This is a genomic window from Streptomyces sp. SID14478 (genome assembly GCF_010548525.1).
Classification (GTDB): Bacteria; Actinomycetota; Actinomycetes; order Streptomycetales; family Streptomycetaceae; genus Streptomyces.
On the sequence record NZ_JAAGMG010001312.1, the window covers coordinates 1 to 21639 of the forward strand.

Genomic DNA, 21639 nt, shown 5'->3' on the forward strand with positions numbered 1-21639 from the left:
CCACGGGGTCCATGACCGCCGCGGCCAGCGTCAGCGCGCGCAGCCCGTCGGCGAGGGCGTGGTGGAACTTGAACAGCACCGCGAACGACGTGCCGTCCGCGGCGGGCAGGACGTGCGCCTCCCACGGGGGCCGGGCCCGGTCCAGCGGCCGTTCCATGAGCGCGCCCGCGGCGGCGTGGAAGTCGTCGGTGGGTTCGGCGAGCCGCACGTGGTCGAACGGGTCGAATCCGGAGGCGCTCACCGGCACCCTGGCCGCGCCGCCCACGGGTACGAGCACGCCCGCTATCCGCATGCGCAGCCCGGGCACCCCCGCGGCCCGTGCGGCGAGCAGCTCGTACGCGTGGCGGGCCGCGCCGGGGTCGCCCGCCGCGAAGATGCCCAACGCGCCCAGGTGCATGGGGTGTTCGGCGGTCTCGATGTTCCAGAAGGCAAGGTCGAGTGGTGCGAGCAGGTCCGGGCCTGTGGCAGTCATGGAGTGCTCTCGCGTCGACGGCGGGGGAACCCGCAGTCAATCGCCCCCGGCCGATTACGGTCAAGTACGATCTCGCCACACTCAGTTAACAACACATGAAGACCCGCCTCTCCGGGAGAGGCGGGTCTCATGGGGCTCAACTGAACTGTCGGTTACGTCACTTCACCGCGGGCGGCGCCGCGTCGGCCCCGGTCCCCCACTGTGAGGGCTCGCTGCCCACCGTGAAGCTCAGGTCCCGCAGGCCGCGCAGGTCCCCGGTGGTCAGATACGTCTTGTCGTACGCGGCACCGTTCGTGCGCGCCGACTGGATGTAGCGGGCGGAGTCCGTGGTGCCCGGTGCCTTCACCGTCAGCTTCCCCTGCGGGTAGTAGCGGCGGTCGAGCGTGAGGTCGACCCGCTCGAAGACCGGCGTCGACAGGCCCCAGGTGTCGGTGCCCGGCTGCACCGGGAAGATCCCGATGGACGACAGGACGTTCCAGGCGGACATGGTGCCCAGGTCGTCGTTGCCGGTCATACCCGTCGGGGCGTCGGTGAACAGGGTCAGCGCGGCGTGCACCACGTCGGTGGTCTTCCACGGCCGGCCGGTGGACAGGTACGTGTACGGCGCGATCAGGTCGGGCTCGTTCTGCGGGTTGTACTTGTCCGCGTTGTAGTAGTCGTACGGCCCGTTGACCCACACCTCGCGGGCGGTCTTCGCCGGGTCGGCGACCAGTTGGTCGTAGGCGAAGAACGAGTCGAGGCGCTTGTTCGCCGCGTCCTCGCCGCCGATCAGCGAGACCATGCCGGGCAGGTCCTGCGGCACCATCCACTGGTACTGCCAGGACGTGCCCTCGTGGAAGCCCTCGCTCTGCGCGGGGTCGGCGGGGCCGGTGAAGTTCCCGGCGGCGTCGCGCGCACGGAAGAAGCCGGTCGAACTGTCGAAGATCTTCCGGTAGTTCTGGGCCCGCTCGGCGTACCGCTTCGCGTCGGCCTTGTGCCCGAGCTCCTTGGCCATCTGGCCGAGCATGGCGTCGGACAGCGCGTACTCCAGCGTGGCCGAGGCCCCGTGGTCGTAGTCGGAGTCGCCGGGCTTCACATGCGCGCGGTCCTTGATGTACGGCGCGAACCCGTCGGCCAGGTACTCCTTGTTGGCCTCACGGCCCACCGGCGCGGAGTCGGCCGGCGGCACCTCGTCGGCGTTCTTCTTCAGCGCGCGGTACGCGTCCTCCTCGTGCCCCTTCAACAGCCCTTGCTGATAGGCGTTGGTGAGGAACGGCGTGACGGGGTCACCGGTCATGATGTTGGTCTCGACCGTGCCGTAGCCCCACTTGGGCAGCCAGCCGCTGTCCTTGTCGATCTGGACGACCGACAGCGCCATGTCCCGCGACTCGCGCGGCGCGAGCAGCGACAGGAGCTGCGCCTGGGTGCGGTAGGTGTCCCACAGCGACCAGTTCTGGTAGTACGTGAACCCCTTGGCGCGGTGCGTCTTCTGGTCCCAGCCCGTGTACCGGCCGTCCACGTCGCTGCCGATGTTCGGCGCGAGGAAGGACCGGTAGAGGGACGAGTAGAAGGTGCGGCGCAGCGTCTCGCTGCCGCCCTGGGCGCGCACGTCGTCGAGCCGGTCCTCCCATGCGGCCGTGGCGGCGCGGTGCACCTTGTCGAAGGAACGGCCGCCCTCCGCGCGGAGGTTGAGGTCCGCGCCCTTGGCGTCGACGTACGAGATGGCGGTGGTCGCCTCGACGGTGCGGTCCTTGCTCGTGTCGAATCGGACGTAGGCGCCGTTGCGTTCGGCGTCCGCGTCGGAGGTCTTCGAGCCGGCGGTGACCGTGTCGCCCTTCCACGTGCCGGACGTGGTGAAGGGGCGGTCGAACTTGGTGATCGTGTAGACCGTGTACGGCTTGGTGTCCTGGCAGAAGCCGCTGCCCGTGACGGCGGTGCGCACCGTGCGACTGTCGAGGATCTCGACCTTGGTGTGCAGCGACTTGTGCAGCGACTGGCCCGCGTTGAGCAGGACGTTGGCCTTGTCGGTGGCCGGGAAGGTGTACTTCTGGACGCCGGTGCGCTTGGTGGCGCTCAGCTCGGCTTCGATGCCCGTCTTCAGACCGACCTTGTAGTAGCCGGGTGACGCCTTCTCGTCGTCGTGGCTGAACTCCGCCGCGTACGTGGCGTAGTCGGTGCTGGTGATGTCGCCGGTCGTCGGCAGCACCGGCAGGTCGCCGCCCAACCCGCAGCCCACGCCCGAGAGATGGACGGTGGAGAAGCCGCGGATGTGGTCCTCGGAGTAGTCGTAGCCGGTGTTGTGGCCGGTGTCCGGCGAGAACTGCACCATCCCGAACGGGACGGCGGCACCGGGATAGGTGTTGCCCTCGTTCTCGGTACCGATGAACGGGTTGACCAGATCGGTCAGTTGAGCGGAGCCGCCCGACGCGGCCTGCGCCGCGGGCGCCGCGAGTCCCGTCCCGAGCAGGGCCGCGACGGCGAGCACGCCCAGGGCGCGGGGTCGCGAGCGGCGGGTGCGTCTAGTCATCGTGCGCCTTTCGACAACGTTGTCAGCGTGCGCGGTCATTCTTCGTGGGCCCCGGGGGCCCGTCAAGACGTCAGACGCCACAGGTGGTCCTCCGTCCCGTTGTCGGTGAACTGCACCACTTGGGCACTGTTCGCGGTGGACATCCCGTCCACCCCGAGCACCTTTCCGCTGTGCTCGTTGCGCAGCAGGAACCAGCCCTCGCCCCGGTCGACGCGGGTCCACAGCAGGTCGGCCCGGCCGCTGTCCTCGTACTGGACGATCCAGGCGCTGTCCGCCGTCGAACTCTCCTTCACCGCGAGGTACTTGCCGCTCTGTCCGTTGCGGATCCGCAGTCGGCCGGCGCCCGCGTCGAGCAGCTGCCAGGCGTGGTCGCCCGTGCCCGAGTTGTCGAACTGCACGACGCGCGCGTCATTGCTCGTGGACATCGAGTCGACGGCGAGGACCTTGCCGCTGTGCTTGTTCTCGATGCGCCGGTAGGCCGGTTCGGGTGTCCACGGCCGGCCGTCGGGGGCTGCCGTCGGGAAGGACGTGATGCGCAGCCGTGCCGCGCCCATCGGCACGAGCGGGACCGTCTCGACCGCCGCGCGGCTGCGGGCCGGGCTCGGCTGCAGCGGCGCCACGACGTGCTCGTCGTCCGCGATCCACTCGGGGATGCGGCGGACCCGGGCGGCGAGGGTGACGGGTGCGGCGTCGAGGGTGAACGGGTTGGCGGGAAGGGGCCCCGACGCGCGCCGCAGGACCGGCGAACTGCCGGGCACCAGCCCGTAGTTCCAGGGCGAGGCGGCGTGCACGTCGTACTCGGGGAAGGTGTCGCTGCCCCCGGTGCGGACGTACTTCTCCGTGACCTTCAGGGAGTAGGTGAGCGGGCCGTGGTCGACGCTGACGCTGTCGTGGTTGCGGGTCCAGGTGCGCAAAGTGGTGCGCTGGGGCAGCCGCAGCGTGACGCGGTCGCCGTCGCGCCAGGTGCGCCGGATCTCGGTGAAGGCGGGCCCCGGACCCGCCTTCACCGTACGGCCGTTGACGGCCAGGCGCGGTGTGGCGCACCAGCCGGGGACGCGCAGCCGCAGCGGGAAGTCGACCGGCTGCTCGACGTGCACGGTCAGCGTGACGGTCTCGTCGAACGGGTAGTCAGTCTCCTCCCGTACGGTCACGGGGACGCTGTCGGCGCCGACCTCGGCCGTCACTTCGCTCGCGCAGTACAGGGCGGCGGCGAGTCCGCCGTCCGGGGTGGCGAGCCAGAGCTCCTCGGTGAAGTAGGGCCAGCCCATGCCGTAGTTGTGCGGGCAGCAGCGGTACTGGTCGACGCCCGGCCGGAAGGACTGCATGGCGAAGCCGTTCTGGAACTGCCCGTCCGTCTTGCGGGAGTTGTCGAGGTCGACGCTGTTGGCGCTGGTGACGTAGTGGATGCCCTTGCCCAGCGGGTCGAGGGCCGCGGGGAGCATGTTGAAGGCCAGGTCCTCGCAGCGGTCGGCCCATACCGGGTCGCCGGTGAGGCGGGTGAGCAGTTCGTGGCTGGCCATGAACTCGACGATGCCGCAGGTCTCGAAGCCCTGGCGGGGGTCACCGAAGCCGGGCCGGCAGTTCTCGTCACCGGCGATGCCGCCGCCCGCGAACTGGCCATATTCGCGCAGGACTTGGTCGTACGTGCGATAGGTGGCCCGGACCAGGTCCTTCGCTCCGTCGGCCGTCCACTGGGCGTACTGGGCCGGTTCGCGAAAGCCCTGGGCGATGTTCACGTTGTGCGGGGTGGGCAGTGCTCCGGTCCAGTCGGCGCCGTAGTGGTGCATCTTGTCGACGAGGCTCTTCAGGAACGCGTCACCGGTGCGGTCGTACAGCCAGCGCGCGGTGTCGATGCCGTCGCCCCAGCGCACGGAGACCCAGCTGGTGTCGAAGGCGCCCTTGCCCTGGGCCTCCATGAAGGTGAGGAAGCGGGTCAGGAACGGCACGATGCGGTCGTCGTGCGTGTACTCCTCGTACGTGCGCAGTGCCATCAGCAGCGGCAGGAACGGCCAGAAGTCGGGGCCGCCGTTCAGGGAGGTGCGCAGGGCGCGCGGGCCGAAGAAGCCGTCAGGCTCCTGCGTGGCGAGGACGGCGTCGATCCAGCGCTTGCAGGTGGCGAGCGCGTCGGCGTCCCGGGTGGCGATGGCGAGGGGCACGAATCCCCTTAGCCAGTACGGGAGTTCCTCCCAGCCGTCGAGCTCCGGGTGGACCCAGCCGGTGGTGTCCGCCCGCAGGAAGTGGGAGGTCTCCTCGTACCGGCCGCAGAGTCCGGCGAGCTGGAGCCGCAGCTGCTCGGCGAGCCAGCCGCGGGCCGTGATGCTGCCGACCGGCAGGCGGGAGAAGGCGTCGGCGGCCGGACCGGGTCCGGCCGCCGCCCGGGCCGCCGTGCCCGTCACGCCGCCGAACGCGGTGGCCGCGGAGACCACCGCGGCGGCCTGCAGCACGCCGCGTCGTGTCACTGTCATGAGCTGTCTCCTCATGTGAGAGGGGCGGGCCCGACGGTGCGGGCCCGCCCCCAGGGACGTACGGATCAGGCGCAGTTCTGCACGGTCGCCTGCGAGGCGTCCTTGATCAGCGCCTGCTGGGCGTCGTGCACGCGCTTCACGTCCGGCTTGACGACCCTGCGGTCGTAGGTGAGCAGGCCGTTCAGCTCGCCCTCCACGTCCGAGATCTGCGTGTAGACGGCGCCGTTGCCGCCCTTGCAGGCGAGCTGGTGCACCTCGTCGAGCTTGGTGAGGTAGTCGTCCGTGTACGTCGCCGGGTCCACGTCGACGTAGGACTGCTGGACGGACCAGGCGTGTCCCGGTACGGCGAGGCCGAGGCCGCCGTACTCGCCTGCGACCAGGGCGCGTTTCCCGTCGGGGTTCGGGGGCAGCGCCGGGCTCGGGTAGCCGTGTTCGTCGAGGACGTCGCCGGTGCCCCCGTCGACGCCCAGGTTGATCCCGGACATCGAGTTGATCAGGCGGGTCGGGTCCCAGGACTTCGCCTGATCGGCGATGCGGGCCTCGTCGTACTGGCCCCAGCCCTCGTTGAAGGTGACCCACATGATCACCGACGGGTGGTTGGAGTGCTGGTCGATCATCGTCTTCATCTCACGCTCGTACTCGGCGCGGGCGGCGGTGGACGGGTTCGTCCCGGCCGCCATCGCCGGCATGTCCTGCCAGACGAGCAGGCCCAGCTTGTCGGCCCAGTAGAACCAGCGGTCGGGTTCGACCTTGATGTGCTTGCGGACGGAGTTGAAGCCCATCTGCTTGTGCATCTTCAGGTCGTACGCGAGCGCCTCGTCACTGGGCGCCGTGTGCAGGCCGTCCGGCCAGAAGCCCTGGTCGAGGGTGGCCATCATGAAGGTGGGCTTTCCGTTGAGGACGGTGCGCGGGGTGCCGTTCACCTTCTCGACGGCGATGGAGCGCATCCCGAAGTAGCTGCCGACGCGGTCCTTGCCGACGCTCACCTTGAGGTCGTACAGGAACGGGTCGTCCGGGGTCCACAGGTGCGGCTTGTCGAGCTTCAGGGTGAGCGGCGAGCCGGAGGTGCCGGTGGCGGTGCCCACCTTGCGCTTGCCGGCGTACGCGGTGGCCGTGACGGGCAGCCCGTCCCGAACTCCCTTGGTCTCGACCGAGAGTTGACTCTTGGGCACGTCAGGGGTCAGCTTCACGTCGCTGACGTGGTCGGCCGCGACCGGCTCCATCCACACCGTCTGCCAGATGCCGGACGACGGGGTGTACCAGATGCCGCTGGGGTCCAGGCGCTGCTTGCCCATCGGCGGGTTCTCGCCGTTCGCGGCGTCGGTCGGGTCGTAGACGCCGACGATCAGCTCCTGGGTGCGGCCGGGCTTCAGCGCGTCCGTGATGTCCGCGCTGAACTTGTCGTAGCCGCCCTTGTGGTCGGCGACCTTCTTGCCGTTGACGTAGACCTCGGACTGCCAGTCGACGGCGCCGAAGTTCAGCTGGAGGCGCTGACCGCTGCCGACCTTCCAGCCCTTGGGCACCGTGAACGTGCGGCGGTACCACATGCGGTCCTCGTGCCGTTCGATCCCGGAGAGCTGGGACTCGACCGGGTAGGGCACGAGGATCTTCTCGCCGAGCTTCTTGCCGACCGGCACGGGGTCACCGGACTTGGCGCCCGCGAACTCCCAACTGCCGTTCAGGTTCTGCCAGTCGGAGCGGGTCAGCTGCGGACGCGGGTACTCGCGGTGCGCGTTGGCGGGCGTGACGTCGTCGCCCCACTTGGTGCTCAGCTGGTACGTCGAGTGGTTGGGACCGCTGGACCAGAACTGCCCGACGGCCTTCCCGTCGCCGCCGGCCAGGCCGCCCTTGCCGTCGTACGTGACGTCGGCGAGACCGGGGGCGTCACCGTCCTTGTTGCCGACGACGGGCTCCTTCAGCGCGACCAGTAGGGCCCGGGGGTCCTTCGGGTCGGCCTTGACGCTGCTCAGCGGCCACTTGGCGCCGCCGATCACCGCCGTGAGGTGGTCGTTGACCGCGCCGGGGACCGTGCCGAGCTTCTGGGCGAAGTCCAGCTTGAGGCTGCGGCCGTCGCCCAGGACGGTGGTGCCGATCGCTCCGTCGTAGGCCCAGTCGTCGGGGATCCGGAACGCCGAGGAGGGGATCGCTTCCTTCTGCTCCCCCGGCTCGGTCCAGCGCACGTGCAGATTGGATCCGCCGAAGTGCTCGAAGTACTCGATCTTGATGTCGGTCGCCTGGCCGGCGGTCAACTCGACCGGCGCGGAGGTCTGTTCCTTGTCCCAGTCGTCGACCCAGTGGTCGATGACCAGCTTGCCGCCGACCCAGAGCCTGAAGCCGTTGTCGCCGGTGAGGGAAAACGTTGTCGCGCCGGTCTTCTCCGGCACGAGCTTGCCGGTCCAGCGCACGCTCGCGTCGTCGGCGCTGCCGGTCGCCGACTGCAGCCGGGAGTCCAGGCTGCCGAAGTCGATCTGCGGGTCGAAACCGGTGGCCTTCAGCTGGTCGAAGTCGAAGGCCCCGGGGGCGGACTGGGTGTAGTACTCCCCCTTGAGACCGTGCGGCACGACCGGCTCGTCCGCGGCCGTGGCGGACGGGGCCACGGTGAGCGCGGTGAGACCGAGTGCCGCGGTGACCAGCACGGCCAGGGGCCGGCCGTGCTGTCTGAGGGACTGGAGAGTTCTGAGGGATCTGGTGCGCACGGATCCTCCTGTGTGGGATGCGTCCACGGGAACAGGTCGAGGAAGGGTGGCGGCTCGCCGCTCTAGTCGGTACAACTCGTCTGTACAACGTTGGAAGGAACGGCAGTTGGCATGACAGCACGCCCTCCGGCGCGCTGTCCAGGGTCATGACAAACGCACCCGAACAAGCGGGTGCGCCGAGCCGAAGGAGAATCCGTGCGGGTGAGCCTCAAGGATGTCGCGGAGCGCGCGGGCGTCTCGATCAAGACCGTGTCGAATGTCGTGAACAACTACCAGCACGTCACGCCGGCCATGCGCGCCCGGGTCCAGCAGGCCATCGACGAGCTGGGCTACCGCCCGAACCTCACCGCCCGCCACCTGCGCAAAGGGCGTACGGGCATCATCGCCCTCGCGCTGCCGGAGCTCGGCAACCCGTACTTCGCGGAGCTGGCCGGCGCCGTGATCGACGCCGCCGCCGAGCACGACGTCACGGTGCTGCTGGACCACACCCGGGGCGAGCGCGAACAGGAGCTCCTGGTCAGTCAGGGCTTCAGGGCTCGGGTGATCGACGGGCTGATCCTGAGTCCGCTCGAACTGGAGGCGGAGGACCTGCGCGGACGGGACGGCGACGACGTGCCGCTGGTGCTGCTCGGCGAGCGCGAGTACGACGTGCCCTACGACCACATCGCCATCGACAACGTCGCGGCGGCCCGGGACGCCGTGCGCCACCTGCTGGGGCGCGGCCGCACGCGGATCGCCTACCTGGGCGAACGCACCGACTCGGCGAATCAGCCCGCGCATCTTCGACTGGCGGGCTGGCGGGCGGAGTTGACCGACGCCGGGCTGCCCGCGCCGGACACGCTGGTCGGTTCGACGGGGGGCTGGGACCGGGGCGACGGCGCCGAGGCGATGGCCAAGATGCTGGACTCGGGGGTCCGCCCCGACGCCGTGTTCGCGTACAACGACCTGGTCGCGATCGGTGCGATGCGGGTACTGCACGAACGGGGCCTGCGGGTCCCGTGGGACGTGGCGGTGGTCGGCTTCGACGACATCGCGGAGGGCCGGTTCGGCGCGGTCACGCTCACCACCATCTCGCCGGACAAACAGGCCATCGCCCGGCTGGCGGTACGGTCGCTGCTGGACCGGCTGGACCGCCCGGAGGAGCTGTCGGGACGCGAACTGACCGCGGAGTACCGGCTGATCGAGCGGGAGAGCACGCTCGGCCGCCGGTGACGCCGCGGACGGGCCCGCCGCGCAGGCCGCGGACACCAGTCCCTGCGCGAGGTCTTTACAGCCCTCTTCCAACGATGTAAAAACCTCCCCTGTACCGCCTTCCGACCGGTCGAACACATCCACCCCGTCAGCGCGTTCACGCGCCGGGCCGTGCCGTTTTGGGGACCATCACATGACGCAGACCGCACGTTTTCGCCGCACTTCCTCCCAGGCCCTGCTCGCCGCCGGCCTCGTCGCGAGCCTCGCGCTCGCCACCGGATGTGCCAAGTCCGAGGACGACGACTCCAGTTCGGACAAGGGCAGTTCGAGCGCGCAGGACGCCGACGCCGGCCAGAAGGTGGCCTCCCCCGGTACCGGCGAGACCTGCGACGTCTCCACGTACGGCGGCCAGAAGCTCGACCTGAAGGGCGCCACCGTCGGGTTCTCGCAGTCCGAGAAGGAGGCCAATCCGTTCCGCATCGCGGAGACGGCCTCGCTCAAGGCCGAGGCGGGCAAGCGTGGCATCAAGCTGCTCACGGCCAACGCCCAGTCGCAGTTCTCCAAGCAGATCAGCGACGTGCAGGACCTCATCGCCAAGGGCGCCGACCTGCTGGTCATCGCGCCGCTCAACTCCGACGGCTGGGAGCCCGTGCTGCGCGCGGCAGGCGCCAAGCACATCCCGATCGTCACGGTCGACCGCAAGATCAACGCGACGGCCTGCAAGGACTACGTCTCCTTCATCGGCTCGGACTTCGTCGAGCAGGGCAAGCGCGCCGCGGACCAGATGATCGAGTCGACCGGCGGCAAGGGCACGATCGCGATCCTGCTCGGCGCCGCGGGCAACAACGTGACCACCGAGCGCACCAAGGGCTTCCAGGACCGGCTCAAGGAGAAGGCGCCCGGCCTGAAGGTCGTCTTCAAGCAGACCGGCGAGTTCGCCCGGGAGAAGGGCCAGCAGGTCACCGAGCAGCTCATCCAGTCCAAGCCCGACATCACCGGCATCTACGCCGAGAACGACGAGATGGGCCTCGGCGCCGTCAACGCCCTCAAGAGCGCGGGCAAGAAGGCCGGCGACGTCAAGATCGTGACGGTGGACGGCACCCGTAACGCCGTGCAGGGCATCGTCGACGGCTGGATCTCCGGCGTCATCGAGTCCAACCCGCGCTTCGGGCCGCTCGCCTTCCAGACCCTGGACTCCTTCACCAAGGGCGACAAGGTCGGCCAGAACATCGTCATCAAGGACAGCGCCTACACCAAGGACAACGCCAAGTCGGATCTCGACAAGGCCTTCTGACATGTTGTCGGCACAGAACCTCAGCAAGTCGTTCCCCGGCGTGCGCGCCCTCGACGGTGTCGACTTCACCGCGCGCGCCGGGGAGGTGCACGCGCTCATCGGGGAGAACGGGGCCGGAAAGTCGACCCTGATCAAGGTCCTCACCGGGGTCTACCAGCCCGACGCGGAAGCGGGCGCCCTCACCTACAACGGCCAACAGGTCAGCTTCTCCACACCGCTCGAGGCGCAGCACGCGGGCATCTCCACGATCTACCAGGAGGTCAACCTCGTCCCCCTGATGAGCGTGGCCCGCAATCTGTTCCTCGGCCGTGAGCCGCGCGGCCGTCTCGGCCTGATCGACTTCCGGCGCATGCACCGGGAGGCGGACGCGGCCCTGCGCGAGCTCGGCGTCCGGGTCGACGTGCAGCGTCCGCTGCGCGAACTCGGCGTCGGTGCCCAGCAGATGGTGGCCCTGGCCCGCGCGGTGTCGGTGGACGCGAAGGTCGTCATCATGGACGAGCCGACGTCGTCGCTGGAGCCGCGCGAGGTGCAGACGCTTTTCGGCGTGATCCGGATGCTGCGCGAGCGCGGCATCGCCGTCGTCTACGTCAGCCACCGCCTCGACGAGCTGTACGAGGTGTGCGACGCGGTCACCGTGCTGCGCGACGGCAAGGTCGTGCACACCGGCGACCTCGCCGACCTGGACCGGCTGCGGCTGGTGTCGCTGATGCTGGGCCGCGATGTCGGCGACGTACGCGACGAGGGCCTCACCAAGTTCTCGGGCGAGCACGACGCCGCGTCCGAACCGGTGCTGCGGGCCGAGGAACTGACGGTCCGCCACCAGTTGCACGGGGTCTCGCTCGACATCCGGCCCGGCGAGGTGGTCGGCCTCGGCGGACTGCTCGGCTCCGGCCGTAGCGAGACGGCGAAGGCGATCGCGGGCGCGCTGCCCACGGACGGCGGCCGGGTGACGGTCGCCGGGGCCCCGGTGCGTACGGGCTCCACGCCCGCCGCGATCCGGGCCGGCATCAGTCTGCTGCCCGAGGACCGCAAGGCGGAGGGGATCGTGCCGGGCCTGTCGGTGCGGGAGAACATCGCGCTCGCGGCGCTGCCGGGGCTGTCCCGCTTCGGTCTGGTCGACGAGGCGCGCATCGACCGCATCGTCGACACCTTCGTCAAGCGCCTGCAGATCAAGACCGCGGGTCCGCACCAGAAGGTGGGCGAACTGTCGGGCGGCAACCAGCAGAAGGTGCTGCTCGCGCGCTGGCTCGCGATGAACCCGAAGGTGCTGCTGCTGGACGAGCCGACGCGCGGCATCGACGTCGGCGCGAAGGCCGAGGTGCAAAAGCTCATCGACGAGTTGGCGGACGACGGGCTCGGCGTGCTGCTGATCTCCTCGGACATGGAGGAACTGATCGAGGGCTCGGACCGGGTCGTCGTCCTCAAGGACGGCGCGGTGGTCACCGAGCTCATCGGCGACGCCGTCACGGAGGACCGACTGATGCGTGCGATCGCCGCGACTCCCGCTGGAGGAAAGTCCGTTGACTGACCTTTCCCTGGGCAGGGCCGGTCTCGACCGCGACCGGCTGCTGCGCCTGCTGCAGGACTACGGCGTCTATCTCGGCGTCGCCGTCCTCCTGGTGGCGAACATCGCCTTCACCCCGCACTTCCTGTCGGCGGAGAACTTCCGCACCCAGGCCGTGCAGGTCGCGCCCGTCCTCATCGTGGCGCTGGGCATGGCCCTTGCCATCGGTACCGAGGGCGTCGACCTGTCGGTCGGCTCGGTGATGGCGCTCGCCACCTCGCTGATCTCCCTCTACCTCGGCTACGGCGTGTGGATCGCGCTGGTCGCCGCGCTCGTCGGCGGCGCCCTGGTCGGCGTGGCGAACGGCGCGCTCATCGCGTTCATCGGCGTCCAGCCCATCGTCGCCACCCTGGCGTTGATGGTCGCGGGCCGCGGCCTCGCCCTCGTCCTGCTGCCGCAGCTCAAGGACGTACGCGACCCGGGCCTGAGGTCACTGGGCACCGGTGACGTGCTCGGCATCCCCTATCTGGTGCTGATCGCGGCCGCGCTCGCGGTCCTGGTCGCCTTCGTCATCCGGCGCACCACGTTCGGGCGGCAGCTGCTCGCCATCGGCGACAGCCGGGCCGCGGCGAAGCTCGCGGGCCTGCCGGTGCGGCGCGTCCTCATCGTCGTCTACGTCCTGTCCGGCGTACTGGCCGCCGTGGCCGGGGTGCTGGCCACCGCGCGCCTGACCGCCAGCGATCCGACGTCGCTGGGCAACCTGATGGAACTCTCCGCGATCACCGCCGTCGTGGTCGGCGGCACCCCGCTCACCGGCGGCCGGGTCCGCATCGGCGGCACGGTCGCCGGGGCGGTCCTCATCCAGTTGCTGACGGCCACGCTCATCAAGCACGACCTGCCGCCGTCGTGGACGCAGATCGCCCAGGCCGTGGTGATCGTGCTCGCGGTCTACGCGGCCCGCGAACGGGGGAAGCGATGACGATGACCGATGTCGAGGCCGTACAGCCGGCCGGGCCCGCCCAGGAGGAAGCACTCGGCGCGACGCGCGCGGAGCGGCTCAGCGCCCTCGCCCAACAGCACGGCGCCCTGGTCACGCTGGTGATCGCGGTGATCGTCGCCTCGCTCTCCTTCGACACGTTCCTCACGGGCGACAACATGGAGAACATGGCGCTGTCGTCCGCGTTCCTCGCGGTCGTGGCGCTCGGCATGACGTTCGTGATCGTGACCGGCGGCATCGATCTGTCGGTCGGCTCGCTGTTCGCGCTCGGCGGCGTCCTGGCCGCCTGGGGCTCGCAGTACGGGACGGCGGTCGCGCTGCTCCTGCCGCTCGCGGTGTGCGGCCTGATCGGTCTGGTCAACGGCCTGCTGATCGCCCGCTCCCGGCTGGCACCCTTCATCGTGACGCTGGCGGCGATGCTCGGCGCGCGCGGCATCCTCCTCGCGATCACCGACGAGGGCGCGAACACGTACCTCGTCGACAAGTCCACGTTCTTCGCGGACCTCGGCCAGAGCAAACTGCTCGGCGTCGGCGTCCCCGTGTGGATCACCCTCGCGCTGTTCGCGCTCGGCGCGCTGGTGCTGCGCCGCAGCCGCTTCGGACAGTACGTGTACGCGGTCGGCGGCAACGAGGACGCGGCAGCGCTGATGGGCGCGCCGGTGGCCCGCACGAAGATCGGCGTCTACACCCTGTCCGGGCTGTGCGCGGGCCTGGCCGGCGCGCTGAACGCGGCCTGGCTGGTGTCGGGCGTGACGATCCTCGGCTCCGGCATGGAGCTGGAGGCGATCTCGGCGGTCGTCATCGGCGGCACTCTGCTGACGGGCGGCTTCGGCTTCATCAGCGGTTCGCTGGTGGGCGTGCTGCTGCTGAAGGTCATCCAGAACGTGATCAACCAGATCGGTTCGCTGGACTCGGCGTACCAACAGGTGGTCAGCGGCGCGTTCCTGGCGGTCGTGGTGATCGCGCAGACGTGGCTGGGACGGCGGCGCCGGGTGCTGTGAGGCACCCGGCCCGCGGGCCGGGTCAGTGCACGGCCTGCCCCTTGCCCAGGGCGATCACGCCGCCCTTCGACACGGTGTAGAGCTCGGCGTCCCGGTCCGGGTTGACGCCGATCGTGGCGCCGGCCGGAACCTCCACGTTCTTGTCGAGGACGGCGCCGCGGACCACGGCTCCCCTGCCCACCGTCACGTTGTCGTGCAGCACCGAGCCCTGCACGACGGCCCCGTCGGCGATCGTGACGCCCGGCGACAGGACGGACCGGGTGACCTGGCCGCGGATGACGCAGCCGGGGCTGACGATCGACTCGTTCGCGATGCCGGCGGCGCAGAACTTGGCGGGCGGCAGCTGGCCGGAGTGCGTGTAGATGGGCCAGCGCCGGTTGTCCAGGTTGAACGTCGGCTCGTCCGAGATCAGGTCCATGTGCGCCTCGTAGTACGAGTCGAGCGTGCCGACGTCGCGCCAGTAGCCGTGGTCGCGGGCGGTCTCGCCGGGGACGTGGTTGCCGTCGAAGTCGTAGAGCTGCGCGACGCCCCGCTCGGTGAGCATCGGCAGGATCGATCCGCCCATGTCGTGCGCCGAGTCGTCGTCCTCGGCGTCCTGGGTCAGCGCGTCGACGAGCGTCTTCGTCGTGAAGAGGTAGTTGCCCATCGAGGCGAAGACCTGGTTCGGGGTGCCGGGCAGCGCCGGCGGGTCCGTCGGCTTCTCCAGGAACGCCTCGATGTGGGCGCCGTCCCTGGCGGGCGTGATGATGCCGAAGGACGGGGCCTGTGCGCGCGGCACCCGGATACCGGCGACGGTGACGCCCGCGCCGGACTCGACGTGCTGCGCCAGCATCTGCCGCGGGTCCATCCGGTACACGTGATCCGCGCCGAACACCGCGATGAAGTCCGGCTGTTCGTCGTGGACGAGGTTCAGGGACTGCAGGATCGCGTCGGCGCTGCCCGAGTACCAGCGGGGCCCGAGGCGCTGCTGTGCGGGCACGGGCGTGACGTAGTTGCCGAGCAGGCTGGACATCCGCCACGTCGTGGTGACGTGCCGGTCCAGGGAGTGCGACTTGTACTGCGTCAGGACGCAGATCCGCATGATGTCGCCGTTGACGAGGTTCGACAGGACGAAGTCCACCAGGCGGTACGTGCCGCCGAACGTCACCGCGGGCTTCGCCCGGTCCGCGGTGAGCGGCATCAGCCGCTTCCCCTCTCCTCCCGCCAGTACGATCCCGAGCACCGAAGGCCCACCGCGCATGCCAGCCCCCTTCAATTCACAGCGCCTCAGGCGCCGTTGAGGATCTCCCCGTACACCTCGACCGTGCGCCGGGCGACCGCGTCCCAGCCGAACTCCGCCGCGGCCCGTTCCCGTCCGGCGGCCCCCATGCGGCGCGCCGCACCCAGGTCGCCGACCACGTCGTTCAGGGCGCGGGCCAGGCCCGCCTCGAAAGCGGCCGGATCCCGTTCCGCGTACGGGACGAGCAGGCCGCTCTCGCCGTCCGCCACCACCTCGGGGATGCCGCCGACCCGGGAGGCGACGACCGCGGTGCCGCAGGCCATCGCCTCCAGGTTGACGATGCCGAGCGGCTCGTACACGGACGGACACACGAACACCGTGGCGTGCGTGAGGATCTGGACGACCTCGGCGCGCGGCAGCATGGAGGGGATCCAGCACACTCCGTCGCGGGTCTTCTTCAACTCCTCGACCAGTTCCCGGAATTCGCGGCCGATCTCCGGGGTGTCGGGCGCCCCGGCGCAGAGCACCAGCTGCACGCCCTTGGCGAGCTCGCGGGCGGCGCGCAGCAGATGGGGCACGCCCTTTTGGCGTGTGATGCGGCCGACGAAGACGACGTACGGGCGCTGCGGGTCGATGCCGAAGCGGTGCAGCACGTCGGTGCCGGGGTCGGCGCGGTAGAGGGAGACGTCGATGCCGTTGTGCACGACGCGGACGCGCTTGGGCTCCAGCGCCGGGTAGCAGGCGAGGATGTCGTCGCGCATCGCCCGGGAGACCGCGATGACGCCGTCGGCGGCCTCGATCGCCGTGCGTTCCGCCCAGGCCGACAGAGCGTAACCGCCACCGAGCTGCTCGGCCTTCCAGGGCCGCAGCGGCTCCAGGGAGTGCGCGGTCATCACGTGCGGGACGCCGAGGTGGAGGGCGGCGAGGTGGCCCGCGAGGTTCGTGTACCAGGTGTGGGAGTGCACGAGGTCGCGGCCTTCGAGGGCCGCGGCCATGGACAGGTCCACGGAGAGGGTGCGCAGTGCGTCGTTGGCCCCGTCGAGCGCCGGCCAGGCGCGGTGGCGGCGTACTCCGTCGGTGGCGCCCTCGCCCCAGGTGTGCACCTCCAGGTCGACGAGGGGACGCAACTCCCTTGCCAGGAACTCGACATGGACTCCAGCGCCGCCATAGACGTCCGGCGGATACTCCCGACTGAGCAGTCCCACTCGCACGCGCGCCCCCGTCGTCGGTTCGTCACCACTCGCTCGGAATCGGTCGTGCTCGCCTCGCCCCCTCATGGTCACCCATGGAAGTCCGGCGCGAAAGGGTGCGGACGGCTCGGAGGCCCTGCTCCGCCCCGCGGGCACCCGTCCTGGGGATGACTCGTTACGCGGAGTACTCCATCGGTAGTAGGACCCAATGCCTGCTCAGGTCGGACGACAAGAGCGGCCGGGCGAGAGATCGTAGAGGGTATGAAAACCGACCGCGCGCAGCTCCGCACCGCAGGGGGCACCAGATGAGTGCCCTGGCGCTGTCCGTGCTGCTCTCCCTGGTCTCGGCGGTCGCCTACGCCGGTGGGGCGATCGTCCAGGAGCGGGTGGCCCAGACGTCGCCGGAGTCGGCGTACGCGCCGCTGCGCAGGCCCGCCTGGTGGGGCGCCGGGTGTCTGAACGGTCTGGGCGCGCTGCTGCACGTCATCGCCCTGGCCTTCGGCCCGCTGAGCCTGGTGCAGCCGCTGGGCGCCCTGACGATCGTGCTGGCGCTGCCGATGGCGGCCCTGCTCGTGGGCCGTCGGGCCGGTGCCACCGCCTGGCGCGGGGCGATCATGGCGACGGTCGGTCTCGCGGGGCTGCTGGCGCTGACCGGCTCGGCCTCCGAGGACTCCCTGAACGGCACCGAGCGGCTCCTGGTCGGCCTGATCACGGCCGGTGGCGTGCTGGTGCTGATGACGTCAGCGCGGGCGGCTCACCGGCACCCGGTGGTGCGCGCGGTGCTGCTGGCGGTCGCCGCGGGCGGCGCGTTCGGCATGGCGTCGGTGTTCACGAAGTCCGTGACCGTCGACTGGTCGGGCGACCCGTGGACCCAGCTCACCAGCCTGCTGGCGATAGCCGCGCTGGCCACGGCGGGCATGCTCCTGTCGCAGGCCTCCTACCGGGGCGCCGGCCTGGCCGCGCCGCTGGCGACCGCGACGGTCGTGAACCCGGTGGTGGCGGCGGCCGTGGGCCTGACCCTGTTCGGCGAATCGTTCCGGTACGGCACGATCGGCACGGCCCTCGCCCTCGGCTGCGGCGTCGTGGCCGCGGGCGGCCTGATCCTGCTGACGACCGAGCGCATCGGCCGGGACCGCGGCGCCCGGGTGATCGCCCAGAACTCCGCACAGGACGCTCCGGAGGTGCCGGACACCCCGGCGGGCCTGGACGGCATGCCGGGACAGCCCAAGCCGCCCTCCGACGCGCCGGTCGAGAACGTCGGGTGAACCTCAGACCCTGACGCCGTGGGCCCGCAGATAGCCGAGCGGGTCGATGTCGCTGCCGAATCCGGGCCCGGTCCGCACCTCGAAGTGCAGATGCGGGCCCGTGCTGTTGCCGGTGGACCCGGACCGGGCGATGCGCTGGCCCTCCACCACGCGCTGCCCGCTCTTCACGGACAGCGCCGACAGGTGCCCGTACTGGCTGTACTTGCCGTCGGCGTGCCGGATCACCACTTCGTAGCCGTACGAGCCGCCCCAGCCGGCCTCGACGACCTGGCCCGCGGCGACGGCCTTGACCGAGGTGCCGGTGGGCACGACGAAGTCCACGCCCGTGTGATAGCCCTTCGACCAGGAGGAACCGGCCGCGTGGTACGGGGTGCCGATGGAGGCCTGGACGGGGGCCACGACGCCGCGTGAGGCGGTCTTCTTGGCCTCGGTCTTCTTGGCTTCCGTCTTCTTCGGCTGGGTCTTGTGGGGCGGGGGCTTCTTCGCCTCGGCCTTCTTCGGCGGCTCGGTCCTCTTCGGCTGGGTCCTGGCCGGTTCCGCGGCCTTCGTCCCGGCCTTCGTGGACGCGCCCGGCATCGAGAGCCGCTGGCCCGGAACGATCAGATCCGGGTCGGCGCCGACCGTCCTGCGATTGGCCGCATACAGCCCCTGCCAGCCTCCGGGGACCTTGCGCGCGTCCGCGATGCCCGACAGCGTGTCGCCGCTGATCACCGTGTACATCTCGGCGCGGCCCGCCTTCGACTGGGGCGTGACCTCGGGCTTCACATCCGTGGCCTGGGGTTTCACATCCGTGGCCTGGGGCTTCACGTCGGTAACCGGCCGCGCGGTCGTCAGTCCGGAGCGCTGCGAGCACACCGGCCAGGCACCGGGCCCCTGACCCTTGAGGACCTTCTCGGCGACGGCGATCTGCTGGTCCTTGGTGGCCAGGTCGGCACGCGGCGCGTAGGCCGTGCCGCCGTACGCGGCCCAGGTGGAGCGGGTGAACTGCAGGCCGCCGAAGTAGCCGTTGCCCGTGTTGATGCTCCAGTTCCCACCGGACTCGCACGCGGCGACCTTGTTCCAGGTGGCCGGGTCCGCGGCGTGCGCCGCGCCCGCGCCGATGAGGGGGATCGCCATGCCGGCGCCCCCGACGGTGACGGTGAGCGACGCACGATTGACCCGGCTCGGCTGATACCGGCGGTGCCGGCCCCGTAACGCCATGAAAGCCCCCTCGGAGACCCGTAGGAGCGGCAAATTAGCCGCTCCTACGCAGTCATGACAAGAGTGCGGGGAGCCACCCTGGCTGCTTTCAGCCCCTCAAGTGGCCAGGAATCCACCGCAGTTGGACCGCCTGCTGGAACGGGCCGCCGCCCTCGTGGTCGTTGAAGGCGTACACCTCGATGGAGCGCTCCGCGCCCGCCCAGTGGTTGTGCGCCGCGAAGACCGTCGACGGCGGGCAGGTCTGGTCCTCCAGGGCCACGGAGAACAGGCCGGGCGCGGTGGCGCGCGCCGCGAAGTTCATGCCGTCGAAGTACGCGAGGGTGCGGAAGGCGCGCTCGTCCTCACCGATGTGGGCCTTCAGGTAGAGCGCGATCTCGCGGTAGGGGTGACGCTCCGTGAGCGTGGCCGCGCGGCCGAAGTGGCACAGGAACGGCACGTCGGGGGCGGCCGCCTTCAGGTCCGGGACGAGGCCGGCGACGGCGAGGGTGATGCCGCCGCCCTGGCTGCCGCCCGTCACGGCGACGCGGGAGGCGTCGACGAGCGGGTGCGAGCGGGCCGCCTCCACGGCGCGGACGCCGTCGGTGTAGACCCGCCGGTAGTAGTACGCGTGCGGGTCCTGGATACCCCGCGTCATGAAACCGGAGACCGAGGGTCCGCTGCCCACCGGGTCCGGGGTGTCCCCCACGCTGCCGCCGCTGCCCTGGCCCCGGGTGTCCATGACGAAGTGCGCGAACCCGGCCGCGGCCCATCTGAGGTGGGTGTGCGGCAGGCCCCTGCCACCGCTGTAGCCGATGTACTCGACGACGGCCGGAATCGGCTCCGTGGTGCCCGCGGGCAGCACGAGCCAGCCCTTCACGGGATGCCCGTCGAAGCCCGCGTACGTAACGTCGAATACGTCGACCGCGGTGAGCGGGACGTCGACCGGCTGGAATCGCGCGTCGAGGTCGTGTTCCCTGGCCTCGGCCAGGGTCTTCTCCCAGAAGGCGTCGAAGTTGTCCGGGGCCGTCAACGCGGGCTTGTACGCACGCAGTTCGTCGAGCGGCAGATCGAAATGAGGCACGCGCGGCTCCAACATCGTAGAGAGTCCAGGAGAGGGTTCGTGGGGGCGGAGGCCAACGCTACGCCGCACCGCGCGCCAACTGAACAAAATCTTTCACATTCCGAATCCAGGAGCGACAGGCATGAGCACTACAGCCCAGATCGGTGTCACGGGGCTCGCGGTCATGGGGCGTAACCTCGCCCGCAATTTCGCCCGCAACGGCTACACCGTCGCCCTCCACAACCGCACCGCGTCGCGGACGCACGCGCTGGTGGAGGAGTTCGGCGAGGAGGGCATCTTCGTCCCGACCGAGACCGCCGAGGAGTTCGTGGCCGCCCTGGAGCGGCCGCGGCGCCTGGTGATCATGGTGAAGGCGGGCGAGCCGACGGACGCGGTGATCAAGGAGTTCGCCCCGCTCCTCGAACCCGGCGACATGATCGTCGACGGCGGCAACGCGCACTTCGCCGACACCCGGCGCCGCGAGAAGGAGCTGCGCGAGCAGGGCATCCACTTCGTCGGCACCGGTGTCTCCGGCGGCGAGGAAGGCGCGCTGCACGGGCCGAGCATCATGCCCGGCGGCAGCGTCGAGTCCTACGATTCGCTCGGCCCGATGCTGGAGAAGATCTCCGCGAAGGCCAAGGACGGCGCCCCGTGCGTGACGCACGTCGGTCCGGACGGCGCCGGTCACTTCGTGAAGATGGTGCACAACGGCATCGAGTACGCGGACATGCAACTCATCGGCGAGGCCTACCAGTTGCTGCGCGATGTCGCCGGGTACTCCCCCGCGCAGATCGCGGACATCTTCCGGACGTGGAACACCGGCCGCCTGGACTCCTACCTGATCGAGATCACGGCGGAGGTCCTTTCCCACGTGGACGAGGCCACCGGCAAGCCGTTCGTCGACGTCGTCCAGGACCAGGCCGAGCAGAAGGGCACCGGCCGCTGGACGGTGCAGATCGCGCTCGACCTGGGCGTGCCGGTCTCCGGGATCGCGGAGGCGGTGTTCGCCCGTTCGCTGTCCGGGCACGCCGAACTGCGCGCCGCGTCCAAGGAGTTGGCGGGCCCGACGGCGACCGCGCTGAGCGAGTCGGAGGCCGCGGCCTTCGCCGACAAGGTGGAACAGGCGCTGTACGCCTCGAAGATCGTGTCGTACACGCAGGGCTTCCACGAGATCGCCGCGGGCAGCGAGCAGTACGACTGGAACATCGACTCGGGCGCGGTGGCCCGCATCTGGCGCGGCGGCTGCATCATCCGGGCCGCGTTCCTGGACCGGATCACGGCGGCGTACGAGGCCGAGCCGGGCCTCGTCTCGCTGCTGTCGGACAAGAGCTTCGCCGACGAGATCGCGGCGGCGCAGGACGACTGGCGTGCCGTCCTGGTCGCCGCGACCACGCAGGGCGTGCCCACGCCGGGCTTCGCGGCGGCGCTCGCGTACTACGACGCGCTGCGCGCCGAGCGGCTGCCGGCCGCGCTCACGCAGGGCCAGCGGGACTTCTTCGGCGCGCACACCTACCGCAGGAGCGATCGCGAGGGCTCGTTCCACACCCTGTGGGGCGGGGACCGCTCCGAGGTCGACGCGTAGGGCCTACACCGGCGAGGG

15 protein-coding genes are annotated in these 21639 nt (G+C 70.4%); 7 read left to right on the plus strand and 8 right to left on the minus strand.

The genetic code is table 11. The features are described 5' to 3' along the window. From G3I40_RS41680 to G3I40_RS41695, 4 genes are all read right to left on the minus strand, one after another. Positions 1-472: wax ester/triacylglycerol synthase family O-acyltransferase (locus G3I40_RS41680; protein ID WP_239092260.1), on the minus strand; the 472-nt coding region annotated here is incomplete at its 3' end. A 157-nt stretch (positions 473-629) separates the two neighbouring features. Next, positions 630-2978 carry a GH92 family glycosyl hydrolase gene (locus G3I40_RS41685; RefSeq protein WP_164560000.1) on the minus strand — a complete coding sequence of 783 codons (2349 nt, stop codon included), beginning with the start codon at positions 2976-2978 and terminating at the stop codon, positions 630-632. A 62-nt stretch (positions 2979-3040) separates the two neighbouring features. Beyond that, complete coding sequence (locus tag G3I40_RS41690) at positions 3041-5443, minus strand: beta-L-arabinofuranosidase domain-containing protein (RefSeq protein WP_164560001.1); 2403 nt, start codon at positions 5441-5443, stop codon at positions 3041-3043. Between the two features lie 65 nt (positions 5444-5508). Further along, positions 5509-8139, minus strand: coding sequence for a PA14 domain-containing protein (locus G3I40_RS41695; RefSeq protein ID WP_164560002.1), 2631 nt, complete (start codon positions 8137-8139; stop codon positions 5509-5511). 195 nt (positions 8140-8334) lie between these two features. Here G3I40_RS41695 and G3I40_RS41700 point away from each other — a divergent pair, with 195 nt between their 5' ends. From G3I40_RS41700 to G3I40_RS41720, 5 genes are all read left to right on the plus strand, one after another. Continuing rightward, positions 8335-9351 (plus strand): LacI family DNA-binding transcriptional regulator, encoded by a 1017-nt coding sequence (locus tag G3I40_RS41700; protein WP_164560003.1) that lies wholly within the window; start codon positions 8335-8337, stop codon positions 9349-9351. Between the two features lie 172 nt (positions 9352-9523). Next, positions 9524-10624: an ABC transporter substrate-binding protein gene (locus G3I40_RS41705; protein WP_164560004.1), complete on the plus strand. Its 1101-nt coding sequence runs from the start codon at positions 9524-9526 to the stop codon at positions 10622-10624. A 1-nt stretch (position 10625) separates the two neighbouring features. Beyond that, positions 10626-12152 carry a sugar ABC transporter ATP-binding protein gene (locus tag G3I40_RS41710; protein ID WP_164560005.1) on the plus strand — a complete coding sequence of 509 codons (1527 nt, stop codon included), beginning with the start codon at positions 10626-10628 and terminating at the stop codon, positions 12150-12152. Continuing rightward, positions 12145-13107: an ABC transporter permease gene (locus G3I40_RS41715; RefSeq protein WP_164560006.1), complete on the plus strand. Its 963-nt coding sequence runs from the start codon at positions 12145-12147 to the stop codon at positions 13105-13107. The genes G3I40_RS41710 and G3I40_RS41715 overlap by 8 nt, the downstream gene beginning before the upstream one ends. Beyond that, positions 13104-14126 carry an ABC transporter permease gene (locus G3I40_RS41720; protein ID WP_164560007.1) on the plus strand — a complete coding sequence of 341 codons (1023 nt, stop codon included), beginning with the start codon at positions 13104-13106 and terminating at the stop codon, positions 14124-14126. Before G3I40_RS41715 ends, G3I40_RS41720 begins: the two co-directional genes overlap by 4 nt. A 22-nt stretch (positions 14127-14148) precedes the next feature. Here G3I40_RS41720 and glgC read toward each other — a convergent pair whose 3' ends face one another. Beyond that, on the minus strand, positions 14149-15366 hold the full coding sequence (gene glgC, locus G3I40_RS41725; protein WP_164560008.1) for a glucose-1-phosphate adenylyltransferase: 1218 nt from the start codon (positions 15364-15366) through the stop codon (positions 14149-14151). Between the two features lie 26 nt (positions 15367-15392). Continuing rightward, complete coding sequence (gene glgA / locus G3I40_RS41730; protein WP_164560009.1) at positions 15393-16550, minus strand: glycogen synthase; 1158 nt, start codon at positions 16548-16550, stop codon at positions 15393-15395. A 290-nt stretch (positions 16551-16840) separates the two neighbouring features. Between glgA and G3I40_RS41735 the strand changes: the two genes are divergently transcribed. After that, on the plus strand, positions 16841-17800 hold the full coding sequence (locus G3I40_RS41735) for a DMT family transporter (protein ID WP_164560010.1): 960 nt from the start codon (positions 16841-16843) through the stop codon (positions 17798-17800). Between the two features lie 3 nt (positions 17801-17803). Here G3I40_RS41735 and G3I40_RS41740 read toward each other — a convergent pair whose 3' ends face one another. Together G3I40_RS41740 and G3I40_RS41745 are read right to left on the minus strand one after the other, a co-directional pair. Beyond that, positions 17804-19000, minus strand: coding sequence for a transglycosylase family protein (locus G3I40_RS41740; RefSeq protein ID WP_164560011.1), 1197 nt, complete (start codon positions 18998-19000; stop codon positions 17804-17806). An 88-nt stretch (positions 19001-19088) separates the two neighbouring features. Continuing rightward, a complete protein-coding gene (locus G3I40_RS41745) occupies positions 19089-20060 on the minus strand; it encodes an acetylxylan esterase (RefSeq protein WP_164560012.1) in 972 nt (323 codons plus the stop codon). 121 nt (positions 20061-20181) lie between these two features. On the opposite strand from G3I40_RS41745, the gene gndA reads away from it, so the two are divergent. After that, positions 20182-21621 carry an NADP-dependent phosphogluconate dehydrogenase gene (gene gndA, locus G3I40_RS41750; protein WP_164560013.1) on the plus strand — a complete coding sequence of 480 codons (1440 nt, stop codon included), beginning with the start codon at positions 20182-20184 and terminating at the stop codon, positions 21619-21621. Positions 21622-21639: the final 18 nt, after the last annotated feature.